Annotated in this window: 20 protein-coding genes; 6 read left to right on the top strand and 14 right to left on the bottom strand. The window is 68.0% G+C overall.

What is annotated here, in order from left to right:
• Window positions 1-71: 71 nt before the first annotated feature.
• The 4 genes from yjfF to WS75_RS15910 form a co-directional block, all read right to left on the bottom strand.
• Complete coding sequence (gene yjfF, locus WS75_RS15925; protein ID WP_059681341.1) at window positions 72-1,190, bottom strand: galactofuranose ABC transporter, permease protein YjfF; 1,119 nt, start codon at window positions 1,188-1,190, stop codon at window positions 72-74.
• Window positions 1,187-2,227 (bottom strand): ABC transporter permease, encoded by a 1,041-nt coding sequence (locus tag WS75_RS15920; RefSeq protein ID WP_059681340.1) that lies wholly within the window; start codon window positions 2,225-2,227, stop codon window positions 1,187-1,189. The genes yjfF and WS75_RS15920 overlap by 4 nt, the downstream gene beginning before the upstream one ends.
• Window positions 2,224-3,738, bottom strand: coding sequence for a sugar ABC transporter ATP-binding protein (locus WS75_RS15915; RefSeq protein WP_059681339.1), 1,515 nt, complete (start codon window positions 3,736-3,738; stop codon window positions 2,224-2,226). The genes WS75_RS15920 and WS75_RS15915 overlap by 4 nt, the downstream gene beginning before the upstream one ends.
• A gap of 68 nt (window positions 3,739-3,806) precedes the next feature.
• Complete coding sequence (locus WS75_RS15910) at window positions 3,807-4,769, bottom strand: ABC transporter substrate-binding protein (RefSeq protein ID WP_059681338.1); 963 nt, start codon at window positions 4,767-4,769, stop codon at window positions 3,807-3,809.
• Window positions 4,770-5,196: 427 nt separating this feature from the next.
• Here WS75_RS15910 and WS75_RS15905 point away from each other — a divergent pair, with 427 nt between their 5' ends.
• On the top strand, window positions 5,197-6,267 hold the full coding sequence (locus tag WS75_RS15905; protein WP_059681337.1) for a DNA topoisomerase IB: 1,071 nt from the start codon (window positions 5,197-5,199) through the stop codon (window positions 6,265-6,267).
• Between the two features lie 27 nt (window positions 6,268-6,294).
• On the opposite strand, the gene pqqE is transcribed toward WS75_RS15905, so the two are convergent.
• The 6 genes from pqqE to WS75_RS15880 form a co-directional block, all read right to left on the bottom strand.
• A complete protein-coding gene (pqqE, locus tag WS75_RS15900; RefSeq protein WP_373558507.1) occupies window positions 6,295-7,419 on the bottom strand; it encodes a pyrroloquinoline quinone biosynthesis protein PqqE in 1,125 nt (374 codons plus the stop codon).
• A 1-nt stretch (window position 7,420) separates the two neighbouring features.
• The gene (gene pqqD, locus WS75_RS15895) at window positions 7,421-7,702 is read right to left on the bottom strand and encodes a pyrroloquinoline quinone biosynthesis peptide chaperone PqqD (RefSeq protein WP_059681336.1); all 282 of its coding nucleotides are present in this window, start codon (window positions 7,700-7,702) and stop codon (window positions 7,421-7,423) included.
• A complete protein-coding gene (gene pqqC / locus WS75_RS15890; protein ID WP_059681335.1) occupies window positions 7,699-8,418 on the bottom strand; it encodes a pyrroloquinoline-quinone synthase PqqC in 720 nt (239 codons plus the stop codon). Before pqqC ends, pqqD begins: the two co-directional genes overlap by 4 nt.
• A gap of 2 nt (window positions 8,419-8,420) precedes the next feature.
• Window positions 8,421-9,344 (bottom strand): pyrroloquinoline quinone biosynthesis protein PqqB, encoded by a 924-nt coding sequence (gene pqqB / locus WS75_RS15885; RefSeq protein ID WP_059681334.1) that lies wholly within the window; start codon window positions 9,342-9,344, stop codon window positions 8,421-8,423.
• A 64-nt stretch (window positions 9,345-9,408) separates the two neighbouring features.
• Window positions 9,409-9,483, bottom strand: a complete 75-nt coding sequence (gene pqqA, locus WS75_RS32220; protein ID WP_006410019.1) for a pyrroloquinoline quinone precursor peptide PqqA — start codon at window positions 9,481-9,483, stop codon at window positions 9,409-9,411.
• A gap of 292 nt (window positions 9,484-9,775) precedes the next feature.
• Window positions 9,776-11,785 carry a sigma-54-dependent Fis family transcriptional regulator gene (locus WS75_RS15880; RefSeq protein ID WP_059681333.1) on the bottom strand — a complete coding sequence of 670 codons (2,010 nt, stop codon included), beginning with the start codon at window positions 11,783-11,785 and terminating at the stop codon, window positions 9,776-9,778.
• 349 nt (window positions 11,786-12,134) lie between these two features.
• On the opposite strand from WS75_RS15880, the gene WS75_RS15875 reads away from it, so the two are divergent.
• Window positions 12,135-13,130 (top strand): alpha/beta fold hydrolase, encoded by a 996-nt coding sequence (locus WS75_RS15875; RefSeq protein WP_059681332.1) that lies wholly within the window; start codon window positions 12,135-12,137, stop codon window positions 13,128-13,130.
• On the opposite strand, the gene WS75_RS15870 is transcribed toward WS75_RS15875, so the two are convergent.
• The 4 genes from WS75_RS15870 to WS75_RS15855 form a co-directional block, all read right to left on the bottom strand.
• On the bottom strand, window positions 13,115-15,415 hold the full coding sequence (locus WS75_RS15870; protein WP_059681331.1) for a TonB-dependent receptor: 2,301 nt from the start codon (window positions 15,413-15,415) through the stop codon (window positions 13,115-13,117). The two genes, WS75_RS15875 and WS75_RS15870, sit on opposite strands and share 16 nt — an antisense overlap.
• Window positions 15,416-15,504: 89 nt before the next feature.
• Window positions 15,505-15,933 (bottom strand): ExbD/TolR family protein, encoded by a 429-nt coding sequence (locus WS75_RS15865; RefSeq protein WP_059681330.1) that lies wholly within the window; start codon window positions 15,931-15,933, stop codon window positions 15,505-15,507.
• On the bottom strand, window positions 15,930-16,649 hold the full coding sequence (locus WS75_RS15860; RefSeq protein ID WP_059681329.1) for a MotA/TolQ/ExbB proton channel family protein: 720 nt from the start codon (window positions 16,647-16,649) through the stop codon (window positions 15,930-15,932). Before WS75_RS15860 ends, WS75_RS15865 begins: the two co-directional genes overlap by 4 nt.
• 10 nt (window positions 16,650-16,659) lie before the next feature.
• Window positions 16,660-17,358 carry an energy transducer TonB gene (locus tag WS75_RS15855; protein WP_257129394.1) on the bottom strand — a complete coding sequence of 233 codons (699 nt, stop codon included), beginning with the start codon at window positions 17,356-17,358 and terminating at the stop codon, window positions 16,660-16,662.
• A 624-nt stretch (window positions 17,359-17,982) separates the two neighbouring features.
• Here WS75_RS15855 and WS75_RS15850 point away from each other — a divergent pair.
• From WS75_RS15850 to WS75_RS15835, 4 genes are all read left to right on the top strand, one after another.
• Window positions 17,983-19,710: a methanol/ethanol family PQQ-dependent dehydrogenase gene (locus WS75_RS15850; RefSeq protein ID WP_059681327.1), complete on the top strand. Its 1,728-nt coding sequence runs from the start codon at window positions 17,983-17,985 to the stop codon at window positions 19,708-19,710.
• Window positions 19,711-19,792: 82 nt separating this feature from the next.
• Window positions 19,793-21,052 carry a c-type cytochrome gene (locus WS75_RS15845; protein ID WP_059681326.1) on the top strand — a complete coding sequence of 420 codons (1,260 nt, stop codon included), beginning with the start codon at window positions 19,793-19,795 and terminating at the stop codon, window positions 21,050-21,052.
• Between the two features lie 74 nt (window positions 21,053-21,126).
• Window positions 21,127-21,444, top strand: a complete 318-nt coding sequence (locus WS75_RS15840; RefSeq protein ID WP_059681325.1) for a high-potential iron-sulfur protein — start codon at window positions 21,127-21,129, stop codon at window positions 21,442-21,444.
• The gene (locus tag WS75_RS15835; protein WP_059681324.1) at window positions 21,428-23,314 is read left to right on the top strand and encodes a sigma-70 family RNA polymerase sigma factor; all 1,887 of its coding nucleotides are present in this window, start codon (window positions 21,428-21,430) and stop codon (window positions 23,312-23,314) included. The genes WS75_RS15840 and WS75_RS15835 overlap by 17 nt, the downstream gene beginning before the upstream one ends.
• The last annotated feature ends 416 nt before the right edge of the window (window positions 23,315-23,730 follow it).

Below are 23,730 nucleotides of genomic sequence, written 5' to 3'. Positions count from 1 at the left end.
AACCTGTCGGCATCGCCGATGCGTCGTTCAACGCCGAACGGGATAGGGATATGGCCGGACCTGCGTATTCGTCACCGGCGCGCCGCCGACGGCGTGAACCGCCACAACCGCCGCATCGTCGACACCAGCGCCGCATCGTCACCCGGCGCGGCTGACCCGGCCTGCGCGACTTCCCGCTTCCGCCGTTTCGGATCGAGCCCGGTCCCACCGCTACGCCGCCGCGCCGCGTGCCGCTCGATGACCCGCTGCAGCAGACAGAACACGCACAGCAGCGCGCCGATCACGATCCGCGTCCACCACGAACTCAGCGTGCCGTCGAACGTGATGAGCACCTGGATCGTGCCGAGGATACCGACGCCGAACACCGACCCGATCACGTACCCCACACCGCCCGTGAGCAGCGTGCCGCCGATCACGGTCGCGGCGATCGCGTCGAGCTCCATCCCCTGCGCCTGCAGCCCGTAGCCGGACAGCACGTACAACGTGAACACCACGCCGCCGAGCGCCGAACAGAAGCCGCTCAGCGCATACACGCCGACCTTCGTGCGCGCGACCGGCAACCCCATCAGCAGCGCCGATCGCTCGTTGCCACCAACCGCATACACGTTACGGCCGAAGCGCGTGAAATGCGCGACGTAGATCGCGGCGGCCAGCGTCGCGAGCGCAATCAGCGCGCCGGCGCTCAGCGTCCCGCCGCCGACCGGCATGCTGACGCCCGCGAGCGCATGGAAGGTCGGCTCGTTGATCGTGATCGACTGCGTCGTGATGAGGAAGCATGCGCCGCGCGCGAGAAACATCCCGGCGAGCGTGACGATGAACGGCTGCAACCTGAAGTAATGAATCAGCGCGCCCATCGCCCCGCCGTACAGCGCGCCGAACACGAGCACGAGCGGCACGATCGCCCAGACGGGCCAGTGCAATCGTTCAGCGCCGACCGCGCAGAATATCGTTGTCAGCGCAACGACCGAGCCGACCGACAGGTCGATACCGCCCGACACGATCACGAACGTCATCCCGATCGCGACGATCAGCAGGAACGCGTTGTCGACGAGCAGCCCGGTCAGCACCTGCATCGAGAAAAAGCCCGTATACATCACGGATCCGAAGCCGAACAGTGCGGCGAACAGCACGATCGTCACGACGATCGGCAGCGTGCGCGGGTCGGTAAGCGATGCGAAGAATCGGTTCATCGCGGCGTGGCTCCGGTGGTGGCGCGTGAACGGGTGGAAGACAGCAGCCGCGACGCACGCTGGATCACCAGCGCGCGCGCCGCGTCCGACTGGATCAGCGTCACGACGATCACGACGAGCGCCTTCACGACGAGTGTCGCCTCCGGTGGCACGCCGATCGAATACGTCGTGTAGGTGAGCGTCTGGATGATCAGCGCACCAAGCACGGAACCCGCGAGGCTGAAGCGGCCGCCGAGCAGCGACGTGCCACCGAGCGTCACCGCGAGGATCGCGTCGAGTTCGAGCAGCAGCCCCGCGTTGTTGCCGTCGGCGCTGCGCACGTTCGAGCTGGCGAGGATGCCGGCGAGCGCCGACATCACGCCGGAGAACAGATAGACGCCGAACACGACCGCCCCCGCGCGCAAGCCCACGAGCCGCGTCGCGACCGGGTTCACGCCGATCGCGCGGATGAACAGGCCGAGCGCCGTGCGGTTCACCAGCAGCGCGGTCGCCGCAATCGTCGCGATCGCGATCCAGACCGAGCACGGCACGGCCGCGAGATAGCCGCCGCCGAGTTCGAGGTAGCCCGGCGCACCGATCGGGATGATCTGTCCGCCAGTCAGCAATTGCGCGATACCGCGTCCGGCGACCATCAGGATCAGCGTCGCGATGATCGGCTGCATCCCGACGAACGCGACGAGCACACCGTTCCATGCCCCCGCGAGCAACCCCACGCATAGCGCGGCCGCCAGCGCCGCACCGACCCGCGTCGGATCGCCGTCGAGCACGATCGCCGCGGCCGCGCCGGCGATCGCGACGATCGCGCCGACCGAGATGTCGATCCCGCGCGTCGCGATCACGAGCGTCATGCCAAGGGACACGATCACGAGCGGTGCCGCGCGATTCAGGATGTCGATCGGTGCGCCAAACAAGTGGCCGTCGAGCACTGCGATCGACAGGAAGCCCGGCCGATGTGCGACGTCGAGCGCGAACAGCAGCGCGAGCGTCAGCACCGGCCATACGAGCGGATGGCGAAGCAACGTGCGTAACCGGATCATGACCGGCCTCCCGCGATCAGTTGATACACGTGTTCCTCCGACGCCTCGGCACCGGTCAGTTCGGCGACCTTGCGGCGATCGCGCAGCACCGCGATGCGGTGACTCACGCGCACCACTTCGCTGATCTCCGATGAGATGAACAGGATCGCGAGCCCCTGCGCGCACAGAGCGAGCACGCGCTCCATGATGTCGAATTTCGCGGCGACGTCGATGCCGCGCGTCGGCTCGTCGAGGATCAGCAGCTTCGGCGCCGTCGCGAGCCAACGCGCGAGCAGCACCTTCTGCTGGTTGCCGCCGGACAGCAGCCCGATCGGCTGCTCCGCGTCGCGCGCCTTGATGCCGAGCCTCGCGATGTACGTCTCGGCGAGTTCGCGCTGGCGCGCGCGGCCGATCAGCCGCCACCAGCCGCGCCGGGCCTGCAGCGCGAGGACGATGTTCTCGCGGATCGACAACGCCGCGACGATCCCCTCCTTCTTGCGATCCTCGGGGCAATACGCGATCCCGTTGCGCACGGCATCGTGCGGCGACGCGAGCCGCTTGCGCGCGCCGTCGATCTCGATCGCACCGGTGTCGGTGCGTTCGGCCGCGAACGCGAGCCGCGCGGTTTCCGTGCGCCCCGAGCCGAGCAGCCCGGCCAGCCCGACGATTTCGCCGGGCCGCACGTCGAGATCGAGCGGGCTCATCATCCCGCGCCGGCCAGCCTGCTGCATCGACAGGAACGGCGCAGCCGCATCGGCATCCCGCTGCACGGCCGCCGCGCGTGCCTGCAGCTTGCCGGACATCGGTTCGCGGGCGGTCATTTTCGCGACGAGCATATCGACCGGCAGGTCGCGCGCGAGGTACTCGCCTTCGCGCTCGCCGTTGCGCATCACGGTGATCCGGTCGGACACCGCATAAGTCTGTTCGAGAAAGTGCGTGACGAACAGGATCGCCATCCCCGACGCCTTCAGTCGGCGCAGCACGTCGAAGAGCCGAGCAACCTCGCCGTCGTCGAGACTCGACGTCGGTTCGTCGAGAATCAGCACGCGTGCGTCGACCGACACGGCCCGCGCGATCGCGACCATCTGCTGCACCGCGATCGGATACGCGTCGAGCGAGCGCGTGACGTCGAGCGACAGGTCGAGCTCGGCGAGTGCATCGCGCGAGCGCGCGTGGATCGTCTTCCAGTCGATCGCGCCGCGCCGCATCGGCTGCCGCCCCGCGAAGATGTTCTCGGCGACCGACAGGTTCGCGCACAGGTTCACTTCCTGATACAGCGTCTGGATCCCGGCCGCCTCGGCCTCGCGCGGCGCGGCGAACCGCACCGGTGCGTCGCCGACGCGAATCTCGCCCGCGTCGTGCGCGTGCACGCCGGTCAGCACGTTGATCAGCGTCGACTTGCCCGCGCCGTTCTGGCCCATCAGTGCATGAATTTCGCCCGGAAACAACCGGAAGTTCACGCGCTGCAGCGCGTTCACGCCCGGGAACGCCTTGTCGATGCCGATCATCTCGACCACCGGCGGATTCGTCATGGATCGCCCTCGATTCGAGGCGGAAGGCTGACGGCGGCAGCCACGCCGCCGCCCGCGTCCGCCGGGACTCAGTACTTGCGGGTCGGCAGCACCTGCGCCGCGACGCTCATCGGGAACACCGTCTCGTTCGTGACGATGCGCTTCGGCAGCTGCTTGCCGGCGACCACGTCCTTCACCGCGGTCATCAGCTGCGGGCCGAGCAGCGGGCTGCATTCGACGTCGACGTTGATCTTGCCGGCGACCATCGCCTGGAAGCCGCCCTTGGTCGCATCGAACGACACGACGCTCACGTCCTTGCCGGGCTTGATGCCGGCCTCTTCCATCGCCTGGATCGCGCCGAGCGCCATGTCGTCGTTGTGCGCGTAGACGACGTTGATCTGCTTGCCGTAGGTCTTCGCGAACGCTTCCATCACCTGCTTGCCGCCGGCGAGCGTGAAGTCGCCGCTTTGCGATGCGATCACCTTGAACTTCGGATTGTTCTTGATCACTTCGAGCAGGCCCGCGCGGCGGTCGTTGGCCGGTGCGGAACCGACCGTGCCCTGCAGCTCGACGATATTGATCGGGCCCGCATCGTTCTTGAAGCGCTCTTCCATCCAGTGGCCGGCGCGCCGCCCTTCCTCGAGGAAGTCGGAACCGATCATCGTCACGTACAGCGACGGATCCTTCACGTCGACGCCACGATCGGTCAGGATCACCGGAATATGGGCCGCCTTCGCTTCGGTCAGCACCGGCTCCCAGCCCGACTCGACAACCGGCGAGAACGCGATCACGTCGACCTTCTGCGCGATGAACGAGCGGATCGCGCGGATCTGGTTCTCCTGCTTCTGCTGCGCGTCCGAGAATTTCAGGTTGACGCCGGCGTCCTTCGCCGCGCTCTTCACCGACACGGTGTTGGCGGTGCGCCACGCGCTTTCCGCGCCGACCTGCGAGAACCCGAGCGTGATCGGCTTTTGCTGCGCGTGCGCACCCGAAGCGAATACCGTCGCCGCGGCGACGAGCGCACCGGCCGTCAGCTTCCTGATGAATGTCATGGTCCGTCTCCGATGATGTCGTTGTATGCCGCGGCGCCTGCCTGGCGCGATGCCGTGCTGTTGTGGTTCTGCGTGGCGCGGATGCGGTTCGGGGCGGTGCCGGCCGGCGCATGCGGCCGGCCCGGTATGTACGCCCCGGATCAGTCTAGAAACAAGTCCGATAACCTTCCAATGAAATATTGGATTGAAGCGATATCGGTATCGGCATACGTATAAACACCTAGCGCCGGATCGTCGCCTGCCCCAACCGTTTCGACGTCGGTGGGGCCGCGTATTCCGCGGCGGCGCACGGAATTTGCTGTCGCACTGGCAAGCGCCGTTCGCGCCCCGCGACGGCCGCTCCGACAAGAAGGAGAACAACGATGTCCGTCGCGCGTGAACACCGATCGCCGCACATGGATACGCCGCTTCGCTGGCGGCTTGCGGCATGAAGAAACGTACGTCCCGAAGCAGCCCCGGCAACGAAACCGGAGCGGGTCTTGCCGCGCCGCTGCGCCATGTCGACGACCGGCATCCCGGCTACACGCGCCGGCGGTTGCGCCATGGCTTCGCGTACTACACGCAGGACGGCGTCCGGATCCGCGACGCCGATGAAATCGCCCGCATCGATGCGCTAGCGATTCCGCCGGCGTATACCGACGTCTGGATCTGCATGGATCCGCGCGGCCATTTGCAGGCGACGGGGCGTGATGCACGCGGGCGCAAGCAGTATCGCTATCACCCGCAGTGGCGCGAGACGCGCGACGCAAACAAGTACGCGCGGATGGCGGCCTTCGCCCGCGCGCTGCCGCGCATCCGCACGCGCGTCGCGCGTGATCTCGCACTGCCCGGAATGCCGCGCGACAAGATCGTCGCGACGATCGTGCGGTTGCTCGACACGACGCTCGCGCGGATCGGCAACGCCGAATATGCACGCGAGAACGCGTCGTACGGGCTGACGACCCTGCGCAAGCGCCACGTGACGATCCACCCTGGACAGGTTCGCCTGCGCTTCACGGGCAAGAGCGGCATCGAGCATGACGTGACCGTCGAAGACCCGCGCGTCGGCCGGATCGTGCGGCGCTGCGCGGAGTTGCCCGGGCACGAGCTGTTCCAGTATGTGGACGACGACGGCACACGTCATTCGATCGGCTCGTCCGACGTGAACGCGTATCTGCGCGAAGCAGCAGGCGCGGAGTTCACCGCGAAGGATTACCGGACGTGGGCGGGCAGTGTTCAGGCGCTGGCATTGCTGCGGCACATCCCGCATGAGGACGTCACGCAGGCGCGCAAGCAGATCGTAGAAACGGTGCGGGCCGTCGCCGACATATTGCGCAACACGCCGGCCGTGTGCCGACGCTGCTACATCCACCCGGCGGTGCTCGATGCGTTCGAAGCCGGGATGCTCGCGGCGCTGGAGGTGCGCCACTCGCCGCGAGGGCTGCGCGTGGACGAAGCCGCATTCGCTGCGTTGCTCGGGCAGGCGGCGCGGCAATCGTCCAGGAAGTCAAGAAAGTGACGTGCCCGATACAGCGGCACGCGCCACTCAACGCCCGACAGAATTCGCAGCACTGCGAAAGATCAGCGGACGCTCGTCCTGCCGCCCTGCCCGTCGCGCGAACTGCACGGCCTGTTCGACACGGCCGTGATGCGGGGACTTCGCGCAGACCGGATCGGCCTGCGCAGGATCGCCGGCCAGCATGTACGCCTGGCAGCGGCACCCGCCATGATCCGCATGGCGCTCGTCACAGGTGCGGCACGGGTCGCGCATCCAGCCGTCACCGCGAAACGCGTTGAACGCGTCGCTTTCATACCAGATGTCCTTCAGCGATCGGTCGCGCACGTTCGGCAGCTCGAGACCGGGCAATCCGCGCGCGGCATGGCACGGCAGCGCGGTACCGTCCGGTGCGACGCCGAGGAACACCGAGCCCCAGCCGTTCATGCAGGCCTTCGGCCGCTGCTCGAAGTAGTCGGGCACGACGAACAGGATCTTGCACCGTTCGCCGACGAGCTTGCGGTAGCGGTTGACCGTTTCCTCCGCTTCGCGCAGCTGTTCGGCGGTCGGCATCAGCTGGTCGCGATTCAGCATCGCCCAGCCGTAGTACTGCGTATTCGCGAGTTCGAGAAAATCCGCGCCAAGGTCGAGCGCCATCTCGATGATCTGGCCGACGTGCGGCAGGTTGTAGCGATGCAGCACGCAGTTCAGCACCATCGGATAGCCGTGCGACTTGATCAGCCGCCCGACGCCGCGCTTGAGGTCGAAGGTGCGCGTGCTGGTCAGGAAGTCGTTCAGCTCGCGCGTCGAATCCTGCAGCGACAGCTGGATATGATCGAGCCCGGCCGCCTTGAGCCGACCGATGCGCGCGGCATTCAGGCCCACGCCCGACGTGATCAGGTTGGTATAGAAGCCCAGCGACCGCGCATGCTCGACCAGCACCTCCAGGTCGTCGCGCTGCAGCGGTTCGCCGCCGGAAAAGCCGATCTGCGCGGCGCCGAGCGCGCGCGCGTCGCTGATCACCGTGCGCCATGCGTCGGTATCGAGCTCCGCGCCGTGCGTCGCGAAATCGACCGGGTTGTAGCAGAACGCACAGTGCAGCGGGCAGCGGTACGTGAGCTCGGCGAGCAGCCACAACGGCGCGGACGGCCGGTTCGGAGGAGGGGTCATGTCCATGTCAGTCGAGCCAGCCGCGCAGTCGCGCATGATCGAGGAAGCGATAGACGTCCGACGCAAGGTCCGACGTGCTGAACAGCCGCTCGAGTTCGTCGATGATGTCGTCGAGCTCGCGCGTGCCGTCGCAGCGCGCGAGGATCTCGCCCGCGCTCGGGTTGAGCCGGACCATGCCTTCCGGATACAGGAGCACGTACGCATCCTGGGCCACCTCCCACTGCAGGCGGTACATGCCCCTCAGCGAGGGGCGCAGCGGCACGCCGCTGACGGCGTCGTTGGAGTTCATGCGGGATACGCCTTTTCAATCGCATCGAGAATCGACCACAGCACATCCAGCTTGAACGACAGGATGTCGAGCGCGCGCCGTTGCGCGTCCGGTGTCGTGAAATGGCTCAGCGTCACCGCGAGCCCGTGTTCGACGTCGCGTTGCGCGAGCGGCACGCGGCTGCGGAAATACTGCAGCCCGTCCGCCTCGATCCATGGATAGTGGGACGGCCAGCCCGCGAGCCGGTCGAGGTGGATCTGCGGCGCGAACATCTCGGTCAGCGACGAGCACACGGCCTCCTGCCACGGCGCGTGCCGCGCGAAATTGACGTAGGCATCCACCGCGAACCGCACGCCGGGCAGCACGTGCGCGAGCGACCACAACGCCTCGCGCTCGATGCCGACCGCCTCGCCGAGCCGTGCCCATGCCTCGATCCCGCCTTCCCGGCCGCCGTGACCGTCGTGATCGAGAATCCGCTCGACCCACAGCCGACGCGTGTCGCGGTCCGGGCAATTGGACAGGATCGCCGCGTCCTTCAGCGGAATGCTGACCTGGTAATAGAAACGGTTCGCGACCCAGCCGCGAATCTGCGACGGCGAGCACGCGCCGGTATTCAGGCGGCGGTTGAATGGATGGTGGATGTGATAGCGCGATTCGAGCGCGCGCAGGCGCGCCTCGAACTCCTGCGCGCTCCAGGGTGTCGCGTGCAGCGCCGCGTCCGGAATCGGTGCGTTCATGGTCAGACCTCGAATTGCATGCCGTCGTGGGCGACCTCGATGCCGTGCTCGCGCAATTGCGCGCGCGCGCCGGAGCCGGGGTCGAGAATCGGATTCGTGTTGTTGATGTGGGTGAGGACCTTGCGCGTGTGCGCCGGCAACAGCCGAAGGCGGTCGATCATGCCCGGTCGCGCCGCGTCGCCGCACTGCGCGAGATGCCCCATGTCGGCCGCGTGCTTCGACGACAGGCCGAGGTCGATCATCTCCGTGCCGGTCCAGAATGTACCGTCCACCAGCACGAGGTCGGCGTCGCGCATCGCGGCGCGCACACCGTCGTCGACGTCGGCGAGCCCCGGCGCGTAGAACGCCTGCCGGCCGCTCGTCGTGTCTTCGATCAGGAGTGCGATGTTGTCGCCCGGCACGCTCGCCTCCCGGCGCGGCGAATAAGGCGGCGGCTTGCTGTCGACCGGCACGGCGGTGAAGCGGATGCCACCGGCGCCCGGTATCGCGAACGGTTCGCCCGCCGCGATCGTGTGGACGTCGACGCCGCAGTAGTGGCCGAGCAGCGGCACGAGCGGCAGCCCGGTCGACAGGTCGTCGAGCACCGGCGCGCTCGCATACAGCGGCAGCGGCGACGTGCGTTCGCGCAGCATCAGCAGGCCCGTCACATGGTCGATCTGCGCGTCGCACAGCACGACGGCGACGATCGCGCTGTCGCGCATCGCGCGAGCCGGCTGCAGGTCGGGGGCGGCGCGCAGCTGCGCGAGGATGTCCGGCGACGCGTTCACGAGCACCCAGTCGACGCCGTCGCCGCTGACCGCGATCGACGATTGCGTGCGTGGCACGATGCCGTCGGTGCCGGCCCGCGCGCGACGGCAGTTGCCGCAGTTGCAATTCCATTGCGGCAGTCCGCCGCCGGCGCCCGAGCCGAGTATCTTGATCTTCATCTGCGTGTGCTCCCGGTGCCGCCCGCATCGTGTCCGTCGATGCGGGCGGCACTGCGCGCGTCGATCAGCGGTTGGCGATGTACATCGTGATTTCGAAACCGAAACGCAGGTCGGTATAAGCCGGGGTGGTCCATTGCATGATGTGTCTCCTTGTTGAGTTGGTGAATCGAAAAAACCGCATCGATCGAGCGGCCGATACCCATTCAGCAAGGAGCGTGCCGGGGCGGCACTTGCGTTGCGCGACGGCGTGCGAAGGCATGCGGCAGCCGCCGGGTGGTCACGGCACCGCAATGCTTACGTTTTGCCGACGATAATATTTCAGAAACCGTCGCGCGACGGTTCATGCCACGCGCGGTCGGTTGAGCAAGTGTTGAATCCCTGAACACCGGGTGTTGCAACCTGACACACCGGTGTGACAGTCGCGGCTTGCGTCAGGGTTCGTCCGGCTCCAGCGCATCCGGTCCGGCGGCCGGCATCTTGCGGTAGATCGTGTTGCGCGACACGCCGAGCGCGCGTGCGGCGGCGGATACGTTGCCGCCGTGACGCGCGAGCGCGGCCGCGATCGCGGAGGCGGCCACGTCCTGCAGCCGCGCATCGCTGCCCGCAGTCACGAACGCAGGTGCTTCCGATGCGAGCGGCGGAGACATACAGGCCTCCCGTGCCGCCGGACCGCTGTCGCGCCGCACGTCGTCGAAGAAATCGTCCGGCAGATGTTCGCAGCGGATTTCGCAGTCGTCGTCGACCATCGCGGCCGCCGTGCGCAGCAGGTTCGCGAGCTGCCGGAAGTTGCCCGGCCACGCGCAGCGCTCGAACAGCGCCATCACGTCGGGCGCGACGCTCAGCGGCCGGCGCCCGGGCCCCGACAGCGTTTCCCGCTGCAGCATCTTCTGCACGACCACCGCGAGGTCCGTGCGGTCGCGCAGCGGCGGCAGGCGCACGACGAGGCCGTTGAGCCGGTAGTACAGGTCCTCGCGGAAGCGGTTCTGCGCGATCATGTCGCGCAGGTCGCGGTGCGTCGCGCAGATGATCGCAATGTCGACGCCGATCGCCTTCGTCGACCCGAGCGGGTTGACGATGCGCTCCTGCAGCACGCGCAGCAGCCGCACCTGCAGCGGGTAGGGCATGTCGCCGATTTCGTCGAGAAACAGCGTGCCGCCGTTGGCCTGCAGCAGCTTGCCGGTCGCGCCTTTGCGGCGCGCGCCGGTAAACGCGCCCTCCTCGTAGCCGAACAGCTCGGATTCGATCAGCGTCTCCGGTATCGACGCGCAGTTGACCGCGACGAAGGGCCCGTCGCGGCGTGGCGAGTCGTTGTGGATCGCCTGCGCGAGCAGCTCCTTGCCGGTCCCCGTCTCTCCGGTGATCAGCACCGGAATGTCCTTGCCGATCACCTTGCGGACCTTCGCGATCACCGCCGCCACCTGCGGATCGCCGGTGTCGAGATAGCTGAGCCGCGACAGGCTCGCCGCGCACTGCGCGGCAGGCGGCCGCGCGGCCGGCGCGGCGCCGTCGTGCACTTCGGCGGGCCGGCTGCCCTCGGCCCGCAACGCGCGCCGGAACTGCACGCGCGCGCAGACCACAGCGCCGTTGCCGAGGTTCAGCGACACGTGTGGCTCGGCGCTCGCGCGCATCCGGTCGATCAGCTGCGCGCTCGTCACGTCGAACAGCGACGCGAGCGTATGCGCGCGCAATGCGGCGAGCGGCATCCCGAGCTGGAACTGCGCGCTGCGATTGGCCGACAGGAAGCGGCCGTCCGCGGTGAACGCGACGATCCCCTCCATCAGTGTTCCAAGGAATTCGGGGCGGCCGTGAAACGACACCTGCAGCGTCTCCTGGAACGTCGTCGTGAACAGGTGGTTCTCGATCATCTGCACCGACATCTTCGCGAGCGCCATCGTGTGCTGGTGATAGCTGCGATGATCGCCCGTCACGTCGAGCACGCCGATCGCGTCGCCGTACGGGTCGAGGATCGGCACGCTCGAGCAGGTCAGGAAATGATTCGCGGCCAGGAAGTGCTGGTCGCCGTGCACGACCATCGGGCATAGCTCCGCGAGCGCGGTGCCGATCGCGTTGGTGCCCTGCCGGTTCTCCGCCCAGTTCGCGCCGGGGCGCAGCGCGACCCGTTCCGCGCGCCGCAAGAAGTCGTCGTCGCCGATCGAATGCAGGATCAGCCCTTCCGCATCGGTCAGCACGATCATGCTCTGCGTATTGACGATCTGCTCGTGCAGCGTCTCCATCACGGGCATCGCATGCACGCACAACACGCGGTTCTGCTCGCGCTTGAGCGCGAGCGCGGTGCCGGACAGCAGGTCGTAGTCGGGACGTGCAGACGCCTGCAGGCCGAACGTCTCGGACCGCTCATGGGACTTCTGGATCGTCGGCGTCGGCCAGCCGGGCGCATGCGTTGCCCGTGCGTTGGCCGTCGGATGAACGTCATCGCGCATTGTCTCCTCCGGGGATCCTTCCGGTCAGTGCCGGACTTTGTGCTGGATCAAGCAAACTTCGGGCCACGCTGCCGGCAGCGCATGCGTCGGGCGCCGCGCATCGTCGCCCCGATACAAATCGAAATCAAAATGAAAGCAACGTCGATCGCGTGCGGTGCAGCCGGTGCGACGCGCCGGGGACGCAAAATCGCGATTCCGCCCGCTGCCGCTACCCGGCCGATCCCGATCGTGGTCGCTGGCGCGATTCTGGCTTTGACGTGGGTCAAGCCCCGGCCTGTTCTCGGGTTTCACCGGATCCGCCCGTTACGGCGTCGACCCGTTACCTCTTTCCGACACGACACAACACGACATGACGCAGCGACCGCTCCGCTCCGCTTCCACGCCCCGACCTGCCCTGTTCCGCGACGCATGCCGGATCGCATGGACCGAAGCCGGCAACCCGCACGGCGATCCGGTCGTCGTGCTGCACGGCGGACCCGGCAGCGGGAGCCGACCGGCGGTACTCGGCCTGTTCGACCTGACGCGCATGCGCATCGTGCTCGTCGACCAGCGCGGCGCCGGCGCATCGACGCCTCGTGGCGGCCTGCGTCACAACAACACGATGCGTCTGATCGGCGATCTCGACGCGCTGCGTGCTCGCCTCGGCATCGCGCGCTGGTGCGTCGTCGGCGGGTCGTGGGGCGCGGCGCTTGCGCTCGCCTACGCGGGACGGCATCCATCGCACGTGACGGGCGTCGTGCTGCGCGGGTTGTTTCTGACGTCGCCGCGCGAAGTGCGCGGCCTGTTCGTCGGCTCGCGCGCACGGGCGCCGCGGGCCTGGCAGCGCCTGACGGCCGCCGCCGGCACCGCGCGCGCCGATCGCCTGATCGCATGCTGCGCGCGGCGTCTCCAGCCGGGCGCCGGCGCGGCGCGACAACGCGCGATCGCGCTCGCATGGAACGCGTATGAGGATGCGATCCTGACCGGGCGGCCGGCGCGCGGCGCGCGGCCGACGCGACCCGCCATCGCCAGGCTGATCGACAAATACCGGATCCAGGCGCACTACCTGCAACGCAACTGCTGGCTCGGCGAGCGCCGGCTGCTGGCGCTGGCGCGGCAGGCCGCTCAAGCGGGCGTGCCGCTGCATGCCGTGCACGGCACGCGCGACCGCGTGTGCCCGGTCGACAACGTCGATCGGCTCTCCCGCGCGGTGCCGGCGGCCGTCGTCGAACGCGTGCCGGCCGGACATCTCGCGAGCGACGACGCGCTCGCGCGTGGCGTCGCTCGCGCGGTACGCAAGGTGCTCGACGTCACGGCAGCAGGCGCACCGCAACACGCTGAGCCGCCCGTTCAGTCCCACGCATAGCGGGCGCCGACCCACGCGCCGCGCGGCGCGCCCGGCCCGACGAACTGCTCGTTGACGGGATTGTTCCCATCGAATGAATGATTCGGACCACCAAAGACGTTCTGGCCGATTATCCCGAAGCTCGCGTAGCGCTTGTCGAGCAGATTGGTGATCGACGCGAACAGCTGAAGGTGCTTCGTCACCTGCCAGGTCGTATCGAGGTCGATCAGGACATAGCCGGGCACCTTACCGTTCACGTCCTGGTTGTTCTCGTCGCCACGCGCGAACACGCCGCTCCGATACGTGATGTTGGTGCCGACGTTCCACTTCGGCGTCGCCGCATAGTCGAGGCGCAGCTTCACGGTGCTCGACGGAATCCCTGGAATGCGGTCGCCGGAACGAACGACGATGTTGCCTTGCGCATTGGCGCTCGAATTGCTCGCGCTGCTTTCGGTCCACGTCGATCGGTAGGTGGCGTCGACATAGCTGTAGCTGACGCCGATCCCGACCGGCCCCAGCCGCGTATGGCCCGCGAGCTCGAAGCCTTGCCGGCGCGTCTTGCCGACGTTCTGGAAATAGCCGAGCGTGCTCGCGCCGCCGTTGCTGCTGATGAACTGGATGTCGTCGTCGAGCGTCGTGCTGTAGACGGCCGCGCTCCACGTCGTCGCCGGGTCGACCCGGCCGCGCGCGCCGAACTCGATCGTCTTCGCGATCACGGGTTTCAGCGCCGGATCTGCGAGAAAGTCGTTCGGCAACGAGCACGGTGCGGCCGGATCGGCGCATGCGAGCTCGATCGCGGTCGGCGAGCGCATTCCTTCGTTGTACGTCGCATATGCGGTGAAACCGGGCACCGGATTCCACGTGACGCCGACGGCCGGGTTGAACCGCGAGAACGTATGACGCGCGGTGAGCAACGGCTGCAGGCCGCTCGCGTCCTCGATCGCCGCCCGCGACCAGTTGTAGCGCCCGGCCAGCGTCAGCGACCATTGACGCGTCAGCGCCAGCGTGTCGTCGAAGTAGACGCCGTAATTGGCATTACGCGTCTTCGCGCGCGTCTTCGGGGTGAAATCGCCGATGCCGACCGTCGCACGCGTATCCGTGAACATTGCATCCTGCGACGACTGCTCGAAGCCCGAGTTCGCGAGATCGGCGGATGCGCCCACGATGAACTGGTTGTCCATGCCCGCGAGCTTGCCGAGCAGCGTCAGTTGCAGGTTCGCGCCGTAGCTGTCGGTCGTGATCACCGAGCGATCGTTGGTCGCCTGCACGGTGTCGGCAGCGCCGCTGCCGTCGACGCTGCCGAAATCGTCGTTCACGTTGCTGCTGATGTTGGTGTTGCGGTAATGCCGGTAATAGATGTTGCCGCTGAGCTGCACGTGGTCGTTGAACGAATGGTCGCCCGACACGGTGACGTACGCGGCGCTGTTGCGATTCAGGTCGGGATACGTATAAGCCTGCGCGCGATTGTCGAGAAACGAGCGCGGAATCGTCTGCGAGCCTTGCAGCGCATTGTCCGCGCCGCCGGCCGAGATCGACAGCGTCGTATCGGCGTCGGTGTAGCGCAGCTTGCCGAATCCCTGCCGCACTCGGCTCGCATTGTGATCGGCCCAGCCGTTGTCGTTCGCGACGTTGCCCGTCACGTAGTAATCGAGGTTGCTGCCGATGCGCCCGCCCTGCTCGATCTGCGCGGTCTTGCGTCCCCACGAGCCCACCGACACCTGTGCGGCGCCGCCCGGGCTCGTCCTCCCGTTCTTCGTCGTGATCGCGAGCGCGCCGCCGAGCGTGTTGAGCCCGTAGGTCGGATTCGAACCGGGGATCAACTGCATCGTGTCGATCGCCGCCTGCGGGAGGATATCCCAGTTCACGACGTCGCCGAACGGCTCGTTCACGCGCACGCCGTCGACGAATACCGACAGCCCCTGCGGCGTGCCGACGATCGGCGACGCCGTAAAGCCGCGGTAGTTCACGTCCGTCTGGTACGGGTTGCCCTGCGCCTCGTTGATGTCGACGCTCGACACGTTCTTCTCGAAGTAGTCGGTCAGTACGCTGCCGTGCTGCCGCATGATGTCCTCGCCGCGAATGGTCTGGACGTTGGCCGGCACGCGCGACAGCGGTGTGCCGATCCCGAGCAGCGGTGTCGTGCCGACGACGACGATCGGTGCGAGCGTCGGCGCATCGACGCTGCCGGCCCGTTCGACCTGCGCCGACGCCGGCGTCAGCCAGCCGCCGAGCATGCCGCCGAAGCACAGCGTGACGCCCGCGCGCCGGCCAACGAAGCGGCGCTTCGCCCCATCCTTTTCCTTCATCTCCACGTCTCCTGTTTTCTTGTCGTAGTTTTGTTATATCGTTGTCCGTACCGATATATCGGCGATCGCCCCAGCTGCCGTCGATCGCCTCATCGCGCAGTGTCGGCATTGTCGTCCGCCGTCGCGATCGCGACATGCGAGACACGCGCGCGTCCGATCGACGCGATGACGCCGGCCACTGTGCCGAACGACTCGTTTCGGTCCGCGTGCAGGCTGACGCTCGTCCGCGGGTCGCGCGCGACGCGGCGTGCCAGCTCGACCTCGACCTCGGCTGGCGTGGCCGGCGCGCCGTCGATACGGATGGCGCCGTGCGCATCGACGGTCACGGTGACGGTCGATGCACGCGTGTCGCGCGCTGGGGCGGCTGCTTTCGGCAGGTCGATGCGGATCGCATGCGTCATCAGCGGCGCGGCGACCATGAAGATCACCAGCAACACGAGGACAACGTCGACGAGCGGCGTCACGTTGATCTCGCCGAGCGGTTCGCCCGCCTCGGCTTCGCGGTCATCCGTCTTCATACGGCCGCCCGACGCACGGTGCCCGCGTGGCTCGCGGCCGCGAGCGCGGCATGCACCGGCGCGCCGGTCCTGAACCGCCGCTGCTCGGCCAGCGCGATCAGGTCCTGCCCGAACTCGTCGAGCGCGGCCGTCACGGTCTTGAGCCGCCGCAGGAACAGGTTGTAAGCCAGCACGGCCGGAATCGCGACGCCGATGCCGATCCCGGTCGCGACCAGCGCCTGGCCGATCGGCCCCACGATCGCATCGATGCCGTTCGTCGCTGACGCCGTCATCGACTGCAGCGTGTGGACGATGCCGAACACGGTGCCGAACAGCCCGACGAACGGCGCGACGTTCGCGATCGACGCGAGCACGGTCAGCCCGCGCTCGAGCGACCGCTGCGCGCGCCGGATCTCGCGCGCGAGCGTGCGCTCGAGCACGTCGCGGCGATCCCACGCGACGAGCACGGCAGGCGCGTCCGGCGCGGGCGCGTCGAGATCGCGCAATGCGATGACCACCGCACCCTGCAGGCGAGCGTTCAGGCTGTCAGCCACATCGTCGTCCGTCGGCATCGACAGCGTCGCGCGATCGCCTCGGCGCGCGGCAAAGCGGCGATTTCCGAGCGCGACGCGTGCATACAGCATCGCCTTGACGACGATCAGCGTCCAGGTGATCGCCGACAGCACCGCGAGGAGTGCAAACGCGCCGACGACCGCGTAGTGGATGTAATCTGACATGACGGATTCCTTAGTTTCCGAGTTTGAACACGACCGGCACCTTGACCCAGCCGTCGATCGATTCCGTACCGCGTTTCGCCGGCACGAAGCGCCAGCCCGAGACCGCCGCGATGGCGGCATCGTCGAGCGCGTCGTGTCCGCTGCTCGCCGACAGTCGCACCTGATCGGGCCGACCGTTCGCGAGCACATGCACGTTCAGAATCGTGGTGCCTTCCCAGCCGCGCCGCTGCGCGACGTCCGGGTAATCGGGCGCGGGGTTGCGCAGGTAGGCGGCCGCGAAGCGCGGTGCGGTGACGGGTTCGGGTGCGGCCGAGGATTGCGCGACCGGCGTCGCTTGCGCGGGCACCGTCGCGGTATCCGCCGCGGCATGTGCAGCGGCGGGCTGAGCCGGTTCCTGCTCCGGCACGGTTCGCCGACGTTCACTGTCCGGCTGCACTGCGGCGGTTGCGGCAGCGAGCTGGCGCGAAGGATCTGCATGATCGGCCTCACGCGTTGCGGCCACACTCGACCGAGCCGCTCGATGCGACGCTGATTCGCGGCTCGAATGCGACGGCATACGCGCGGAAGGAACCTGTGTCGCGACATCCACCCGACGATGCACGCCAGGTTCAGCAACCCGCGCGGATTCGCTCGCGTCCACCTCGACGGCGAGTGCGCGAGGCAGCGTCGTCCGTCCATCGGGCACCCATGCGTGCCACAGCGCGGCCATGATGGCCGCATGGGCGGCAAATACCGTCAGCGCGACGGCTCGCAGCGGTTCGCGGGCGCGTGCGGGCTGCCGCATGCCGATCGTCGTCGCCGCATACGGGCCGGCAGGCGTGATGCCATGTGCGCGCGCGATCACGCGGCGGCGTTCGCACCTGCGAGCGGCATCGGACGAAATCGGGACAAGCATGGCGGTTTCTCGCTGCGCGGAATCATTGCCGTGTCGAACGGCAAGAAGCATGCCGATGCGTGCAACGCCCTGCCGGCAGCCGATCGAAGCCGACACGCATCGATATGCAGCCGCGCACCTGTTGCAGTTCGAGCCACCCCTGTTGCGCCTGTGTCAATTTGGATCAACGAGGTGACGCCTTCAGCCGCGCACCGCACTGTCATGTTTCGCAACACTCCACCCACGGCTGTCCCCGAACGCAACACACACGGATCATCCGCGCCACGCCGCGCATGTCGCCGCGGCGCGCACAACCGTCCGCTCCGCCTTGTGCGACAGGGCGCGCGCCTCAATGGCATGCGATTTGCGTGACTGGCTGCGCACTGGACCCGGATCCCCACCCTGCCGGCCCGGCCATGTGTTGGCCGCGGTGCGACCACAATGACTCAGGAGACAACCATGAAAAAACTCTCGGCTTCGACGAGCCGACTGGCAACCATCGGAATCGCAGCGGCGGCCGCGATCGCCTTGAATCCCGGCCTGGTGGACGCTGCCGCGGATTATCCGGCCGTCACGTATCAGCGGCTCACGGATGCGCAACGCGATCCGGGCTGGCTCACCTACTACCGCACGTACAACGGCCAGGCGCATTCGCCGCTCAAGCAGATCGACCCGTCGAACGTGAAGCAGCTCACGCAGGCGTGGAGCTACAAGTTTCCGGCCGAGTTGAAGCAGGGTTTCGAGGCCACGCCGATCGTCAACGGCCGCTACCTGTTCGTGACCACGCCGAAGGACAACGTGTACGCGTTCGACGCGGCCACCGGCGCGCAACTGTGGAAATACGAACCGAAACTCGGCGCGGAATCGTTCAAGACGGCCTGCTGCGACGTCGTAAACCGCGGTGTCGCGCTCTACGGCAAGAACGTCTACGTCGCGATGCTGAGCGGCGAGGTGGCCGCGCTCGACGCGCAGACCGGCGCGCTCGTGTGGAAAAAGCAGATGTTCGAGCCGGGGCTCGGCTACGCGTTCTCGCTCGCGCCGCTCGCGCTCGACGGCGCGATCGTCGTCGGCAGTTCGGGCGGCGAATACGGCGCACGCGGCTTCATCGCGGCGCTCAGCCCGAACGACGGCACGCTGCTGTGGAAGCGCTTCACGATTCCCGGCCAGGGCGAGAAGCACGCTGACACCTGGCCCGACGGCATGCAGGCGCACGGCGGCGCACCGGCCTGGTTGACCGGCACCTACGATGCGGCGACGCGCACGCTGTACTGGGGTGTCGGCAACCCGGGGCCGTGGCTCGCGGACTTGCGCCCGGGCGACAACCTGTACTCCGATTCGCTGCTCGCGCTGGATCCGAAGAACGGCGACCTCAAATGGCACTACCAGTACACGAAGCACGACACCTGGGACTATGACGGCGTCAACACACCCGTGCTTGCGACGATCAAGTACAAGGGCAAGGAGCGCGACGCGATCATCCACGCGGACCGCAACGGCTACTTCCATGCGATCGATCGCGACACCGGCAAGCTGATCTATGCGGAGCCGTTCGTGAAGGCGACGTCGGTCACCGGCTATACGGAAGACGGCGAGCCGATCCAGGATCCCGCGAAGTATCCGAAGGTCGGCACGACGATCGACACGTGCCCCAGCTTCCTCGGCGGCAAGAACTGGTGGTCGGTGTCGTACGACCCCGTGCGCCATCTCGCGATCGTGCCGGCGCTGCATGCGTGCATGAGCCTGTCGGGCAAGTCGGTCAACTACATGGAAGGCCTGCCGTATCTCGGCGAAGGCTTCGAGATCAAGCCCGAGCCGGGCAGCGAAGGGTACGGCGAACTCCAGGCGATCGACGTGAACACCGGCAAGAAAGTGTGGAGCCACTGGAGCAAGCTGCCGTGGAACGGCGGCGTCGCGACGACCGCAAGCGGCCTCGCATTCAGCGGCTCGCTCGACGGCCACCTGTACGCGTTCGACGTCGCCACCGGCAAGGTGCTGTGGGAGAGCCCGAAGCTCGCGAGCGGGATCATCGCGCAGCCGTCCGTTTTTGAAGTCGACGGCAAGGAGTACGTAGCGGTACTCGCCGGCTACGGCGGCGCGAATCCGATCTGGGGCGGCCCGATGGCCAAGGCGGCGGACGACGTGCCGCGCGGCGGCACGCTGTACGTGTTCGCTCTCGACCGCGGCTGATCGGCATCCGGCCAACCGTATTGCGCCCGCGCCGCCGGCGCGGGCGCCCCTCCCTTTCCCGTTTTCAACCGAGCGTACGATCATGAACATCCGACTTTCCCGCCTCGCCGTGGCCTGTGCGCTCGCGGCAGGCACGGCGCTGACACCGGCGCTCTCCACGGCCGCGACGGCGGTGCGCGTCTGCTCGCTGCCGGGCACGCCGACGGCCGCGCTCGACAAGGCCGTCGCTCGCGAGGCGTTCCGCACGGCCGGCATCGCCGCGAACTTCTCCGGGCACGACGCGGGCGGCAACGATGACGACGGCGTGTCCGCGCATGAGCTCGCTGGCATCCTCGAACACGACTGCGACGTGCTCGCAGGCTTTCCGCGCTCGGCCATCGCCGACGCATCCGATACGAAACTGCTGTTCTCGCAAGGCTACCTGCGCTCGGGCTACGTGAGCGTCACGCGCCGCGATGCCGGCGCGCCGGCCACCGGTCGCGAAATCGTCGCGGCGACCTACGCGAGCCCCGCGCAATTGATCGCGGTTCAGCAGAAGAACGCGCGCTTCGATCTCGAGAACACGTCCGAGCAAACGGTCGACGCGGTCGCGCGCGGGCGCGCGCATCGCGCGATCGTCTGGTATCCGGCAGTCGTCGCGTATCAGGCCGCGCATCCGAAACAGGCGTTCCGCATTGGCGCGACGTCGTCGCCGTATGCGGAATGGCAGCTCACGTTTGCGTTCGCGCCGCGCTCGGCCGAGTTGCAGCAACGTATCGACGCGGCACTCACGCAAATGAAGAACAACGGCCGGCTCGCCGCGCTGACCCGCAAGTGGGCGCTGCCCGGCAGCGCGCTCGAAGCGCACGAGTCGCGCATGCCGTCGCGTTTCCTCGACGGCGCGACGGCGAGCGCAGGCCGCGCGCCCGATAGCCTGCTGCGCGCGCGCAACGTGCGCGCCGGCGGCGGCTTCATCCGCGTCGGCACGAGTACCGGTGACGCCGCGCCGTCCTTTGACGCGGCCCAAGTTGCCCATGGCAAGGAAATCTACGGCAATGCGTGCGCCAAGTGCCACGGCGCCGATCTCGAAGGCAACACCGCGCCCGCGTTGAGCGGCCCGTCGTTCGCGCCGTTGTCGCATTCGCACCTGACGATCGGCGGCGTGTTCGGCTACATGGCGACCAACATGCCGGCGGACCAGCCGGGCAAGCTGAAGGACGACGAATACGCGGACCTGATGGCCTTCCTGCTCGCGTCGAACGGCTATGCCGCCAGCAAGGACAAGCTGACGGCCGATACCGCACATGCGTCGACCGCGCCGCTCGTCGCCGGTCCCGCCGCGCACAAGGACGCGAGCCAGTAATACCGGGCAAGCGGCTTCGCCACGCGATGCAAGCCGCCCCTTCCCCACGAATTCATCTTCAACAGGAAACGACCGTGACGTACCCGACCTCCCGCAGAACCTTCATCATCAACGCGATCGGCCTGTGCGCGACGCTCGCCGCCGCACGCACGGCATGCGCGGCGCCGCCGCTCGTCGACGAGAACGACCCCGCCGCGAAGACGCTCGGCTATCGCGCGCATGCGTCCAGCGTCGACGCCGCGCAGTTTCCGAAATACCAGGCCGGCCAGCGCTGTGTAAATTGCCGCTTCTACAAGGGCGAAGCGGCAGATGCCGCCGGCACGTGCCCGATGTTTGGCGGCAAGCTGGTCGCGGCGGACGGCTGGTGCAACGTGTATGCGAAGCGGGCGTGACGCTTCGCGCGACGGCCTGCCGGCGCGGCACGCACCGGCGCCCGCAGCCGGCATCGACGACGGCGCGCCGGCGCACGCCGTCGCGCATCTGCACGCACTGATCGCGGCCGGCCTGTCGCGCGGCTTCGTCACGCGCGGCGACATCATCGACGCGCTGCCCGACGACGATGCGAGCGAAAGCAGCATCGATGCGGCCGCCGCCGTGCTCGCCGAACTCGGCATCGCGGTGTCCGAGCGCGCCGATACCGCGAGCGGCTGGACGCTCGACCGCTACTTCCGGCCGGCCCCGCCCGCGCGCGCATGGGCCGACGGCGACGGCACGCTCGCCGCGGCCGACCTGCTCGCGCCGCGCACGACCGATCCGGTCCGGCTGTACCTGCGCGAGATGGGCACGACGCCACTCCTCACGCGCGATGAGGAATTCACATACGCGCAGCGCATCGAGCGCGGCCGCGCGGCGTCGGTCGCGGTGCTGTGCGGCGATCCCGATGCACTCGACGCGCTCGTGTCGATTCGTACCGAGATCGCCGAACGCCGAGCCGCCGCATCGACCTATGTGGTCTTTCTCGCCGACGACCCGCGCGACGCTCGACCGTTCAATAACGCCGAAGCGGGCGCTTCGCCCGCCGCCATCGGTGAGCCCGGGCGCGACGACGACGCGCCATCGGAGGATTCGGCCTGGCGCGACGCGGTACTGACACGGCTCGCCCGCATCGACGCATTCGCGGCCGGCATTCGGGCCGCGCTGGCCTCGGGCGGCACCGCGTCTGCCGCGTATCGCATGCACGTACGCGACGCCGCGGCGCTGCTCGGCACGCTGTGCCTGTCCGCCCGCGCACTCGAACGGATGAGCGAGCCGTTGCGCAGCCGCGCACGGCAGCACCGCGCGCTGCGGGGCCGATTGGCGCGGTTGTTGGCCGACGTGGGCGTTCCGCCGTCGTTCGCGCAGACGGACCACGACGATCACGCCGGCTGGCTCGCGTCGTGCATTGCCTCGCATCCGGCCTGCGGGCCGACGCTGACGCGGCGTGCGGCCGAATTCGTCGACGCACGCGTCGCGATCGTGCGCGATGCCCCGGCGTCGGAACTGCCGCCCGGCGCGACCGCGTCGCTCGATGCCAGGCTCAGTGCGATCGAACGCGCGATGCAGCCGGCAAAAGCGGGCTTGTTCGACGCGAACCTGCGGCTCGTCGTGTCGATCGCGAAGCGCTATCCCGATCGCGGCCTGCCGTTCGCGGACCTGATCCAGGAAGGCAACATCGGCCTGTTGAAGGCCATCGAGCGCTACGACTACCGGCGCGGCTTCCGGTTCTCGACCTACGCGACCTGGTGGATCCGGCAAGCGATCACGCATGCGCTCGCCGACCTCGGCCGCACGATCCGCGTGCCGACGCATACGGTCGACGCGCTGAACAAGCTCACGCGGCTCGCGCGCGAGCATCGGCAACGCGCGGGCACGGCCGCGACGCCGGCCGAACTCGCCGTCCACATGGGCGAGCCGGTCGACAAGGTGCGCGATCTGCTTGCGATCGTGAAGGAACCGGTGTCCGCGGACCTGCCGGTTTCGCCGGAAAGCGACATGACGTTCGCCGACGTCGCGCCGGACCTGTCGTCGCCGTCGCCCGAGGACGCCGCCGGCGCCACCCAGTTGCGCAATACGATCGCTGCCGCGATCGACCGATTGCCGCCGCGCGAGGCGACGGTGCTCCGGCTGCGCTACGGGCTGCACGCGGACGAAGGCTGCTCGCTGCGCGACATCGGCCGCCAGATGAACCTGTCCGCCGAACGCGTGCGGCAGATCGAGGCGTCGGCACTCACGCGCCTTCGTGCGTCCGACGCGCTCGGCGTGCTGCGGTCGTTCATCGCATAGCGCGACGTCAGTCCCACGGTGCGCACGCCGTGCGTCGTACGGCGTGCGTCGTGTTGACGTCTGCAACACCCGCTGCTGCATTTCGACGCAACGCGCAGGCCGGCGAGATCGCCGATCGTTATGTCGTTCATTGATTTGCAGTGCAGATCGATCGACGAAAGCCGCTCGACGACGCGCATGCGCGCCGTTCCGGCTGAATACCCGCGCGATTGGCATGCAAGTTGCGTTTCGACAGTCAGACCACACCCAACGTTTTGCATGGAGACCATCTTGACCGCCCTCGTATCGATCCTTCAGGAGCGCCGAATCTTCGAACCGCCGGCCGACACGCGCGAGCGCGCGACCATTTCCGGCATGCCGGCTTACCAGGCGCTTGCCGCCGAGGCCGAGCAGGATTACGAGGGCTTCTGGGCGCG

Source organism: Burkholderia sp. FL-7-2-10-S1-D7 (assembly GCF_001524185.1).
Taxonomy (GTDB): Bacteria; Pseudomonadota; Gammaproteobacteria; order Burkholderiales; family Burkholderiaceae; genus Burkholderia; species Burkholderia diffusa.
The sequence above is the reverse complement of the archived record's forward strand: the minus strand, read 5'-3'. Positions and strand labels throughout refer to the sequence as shown.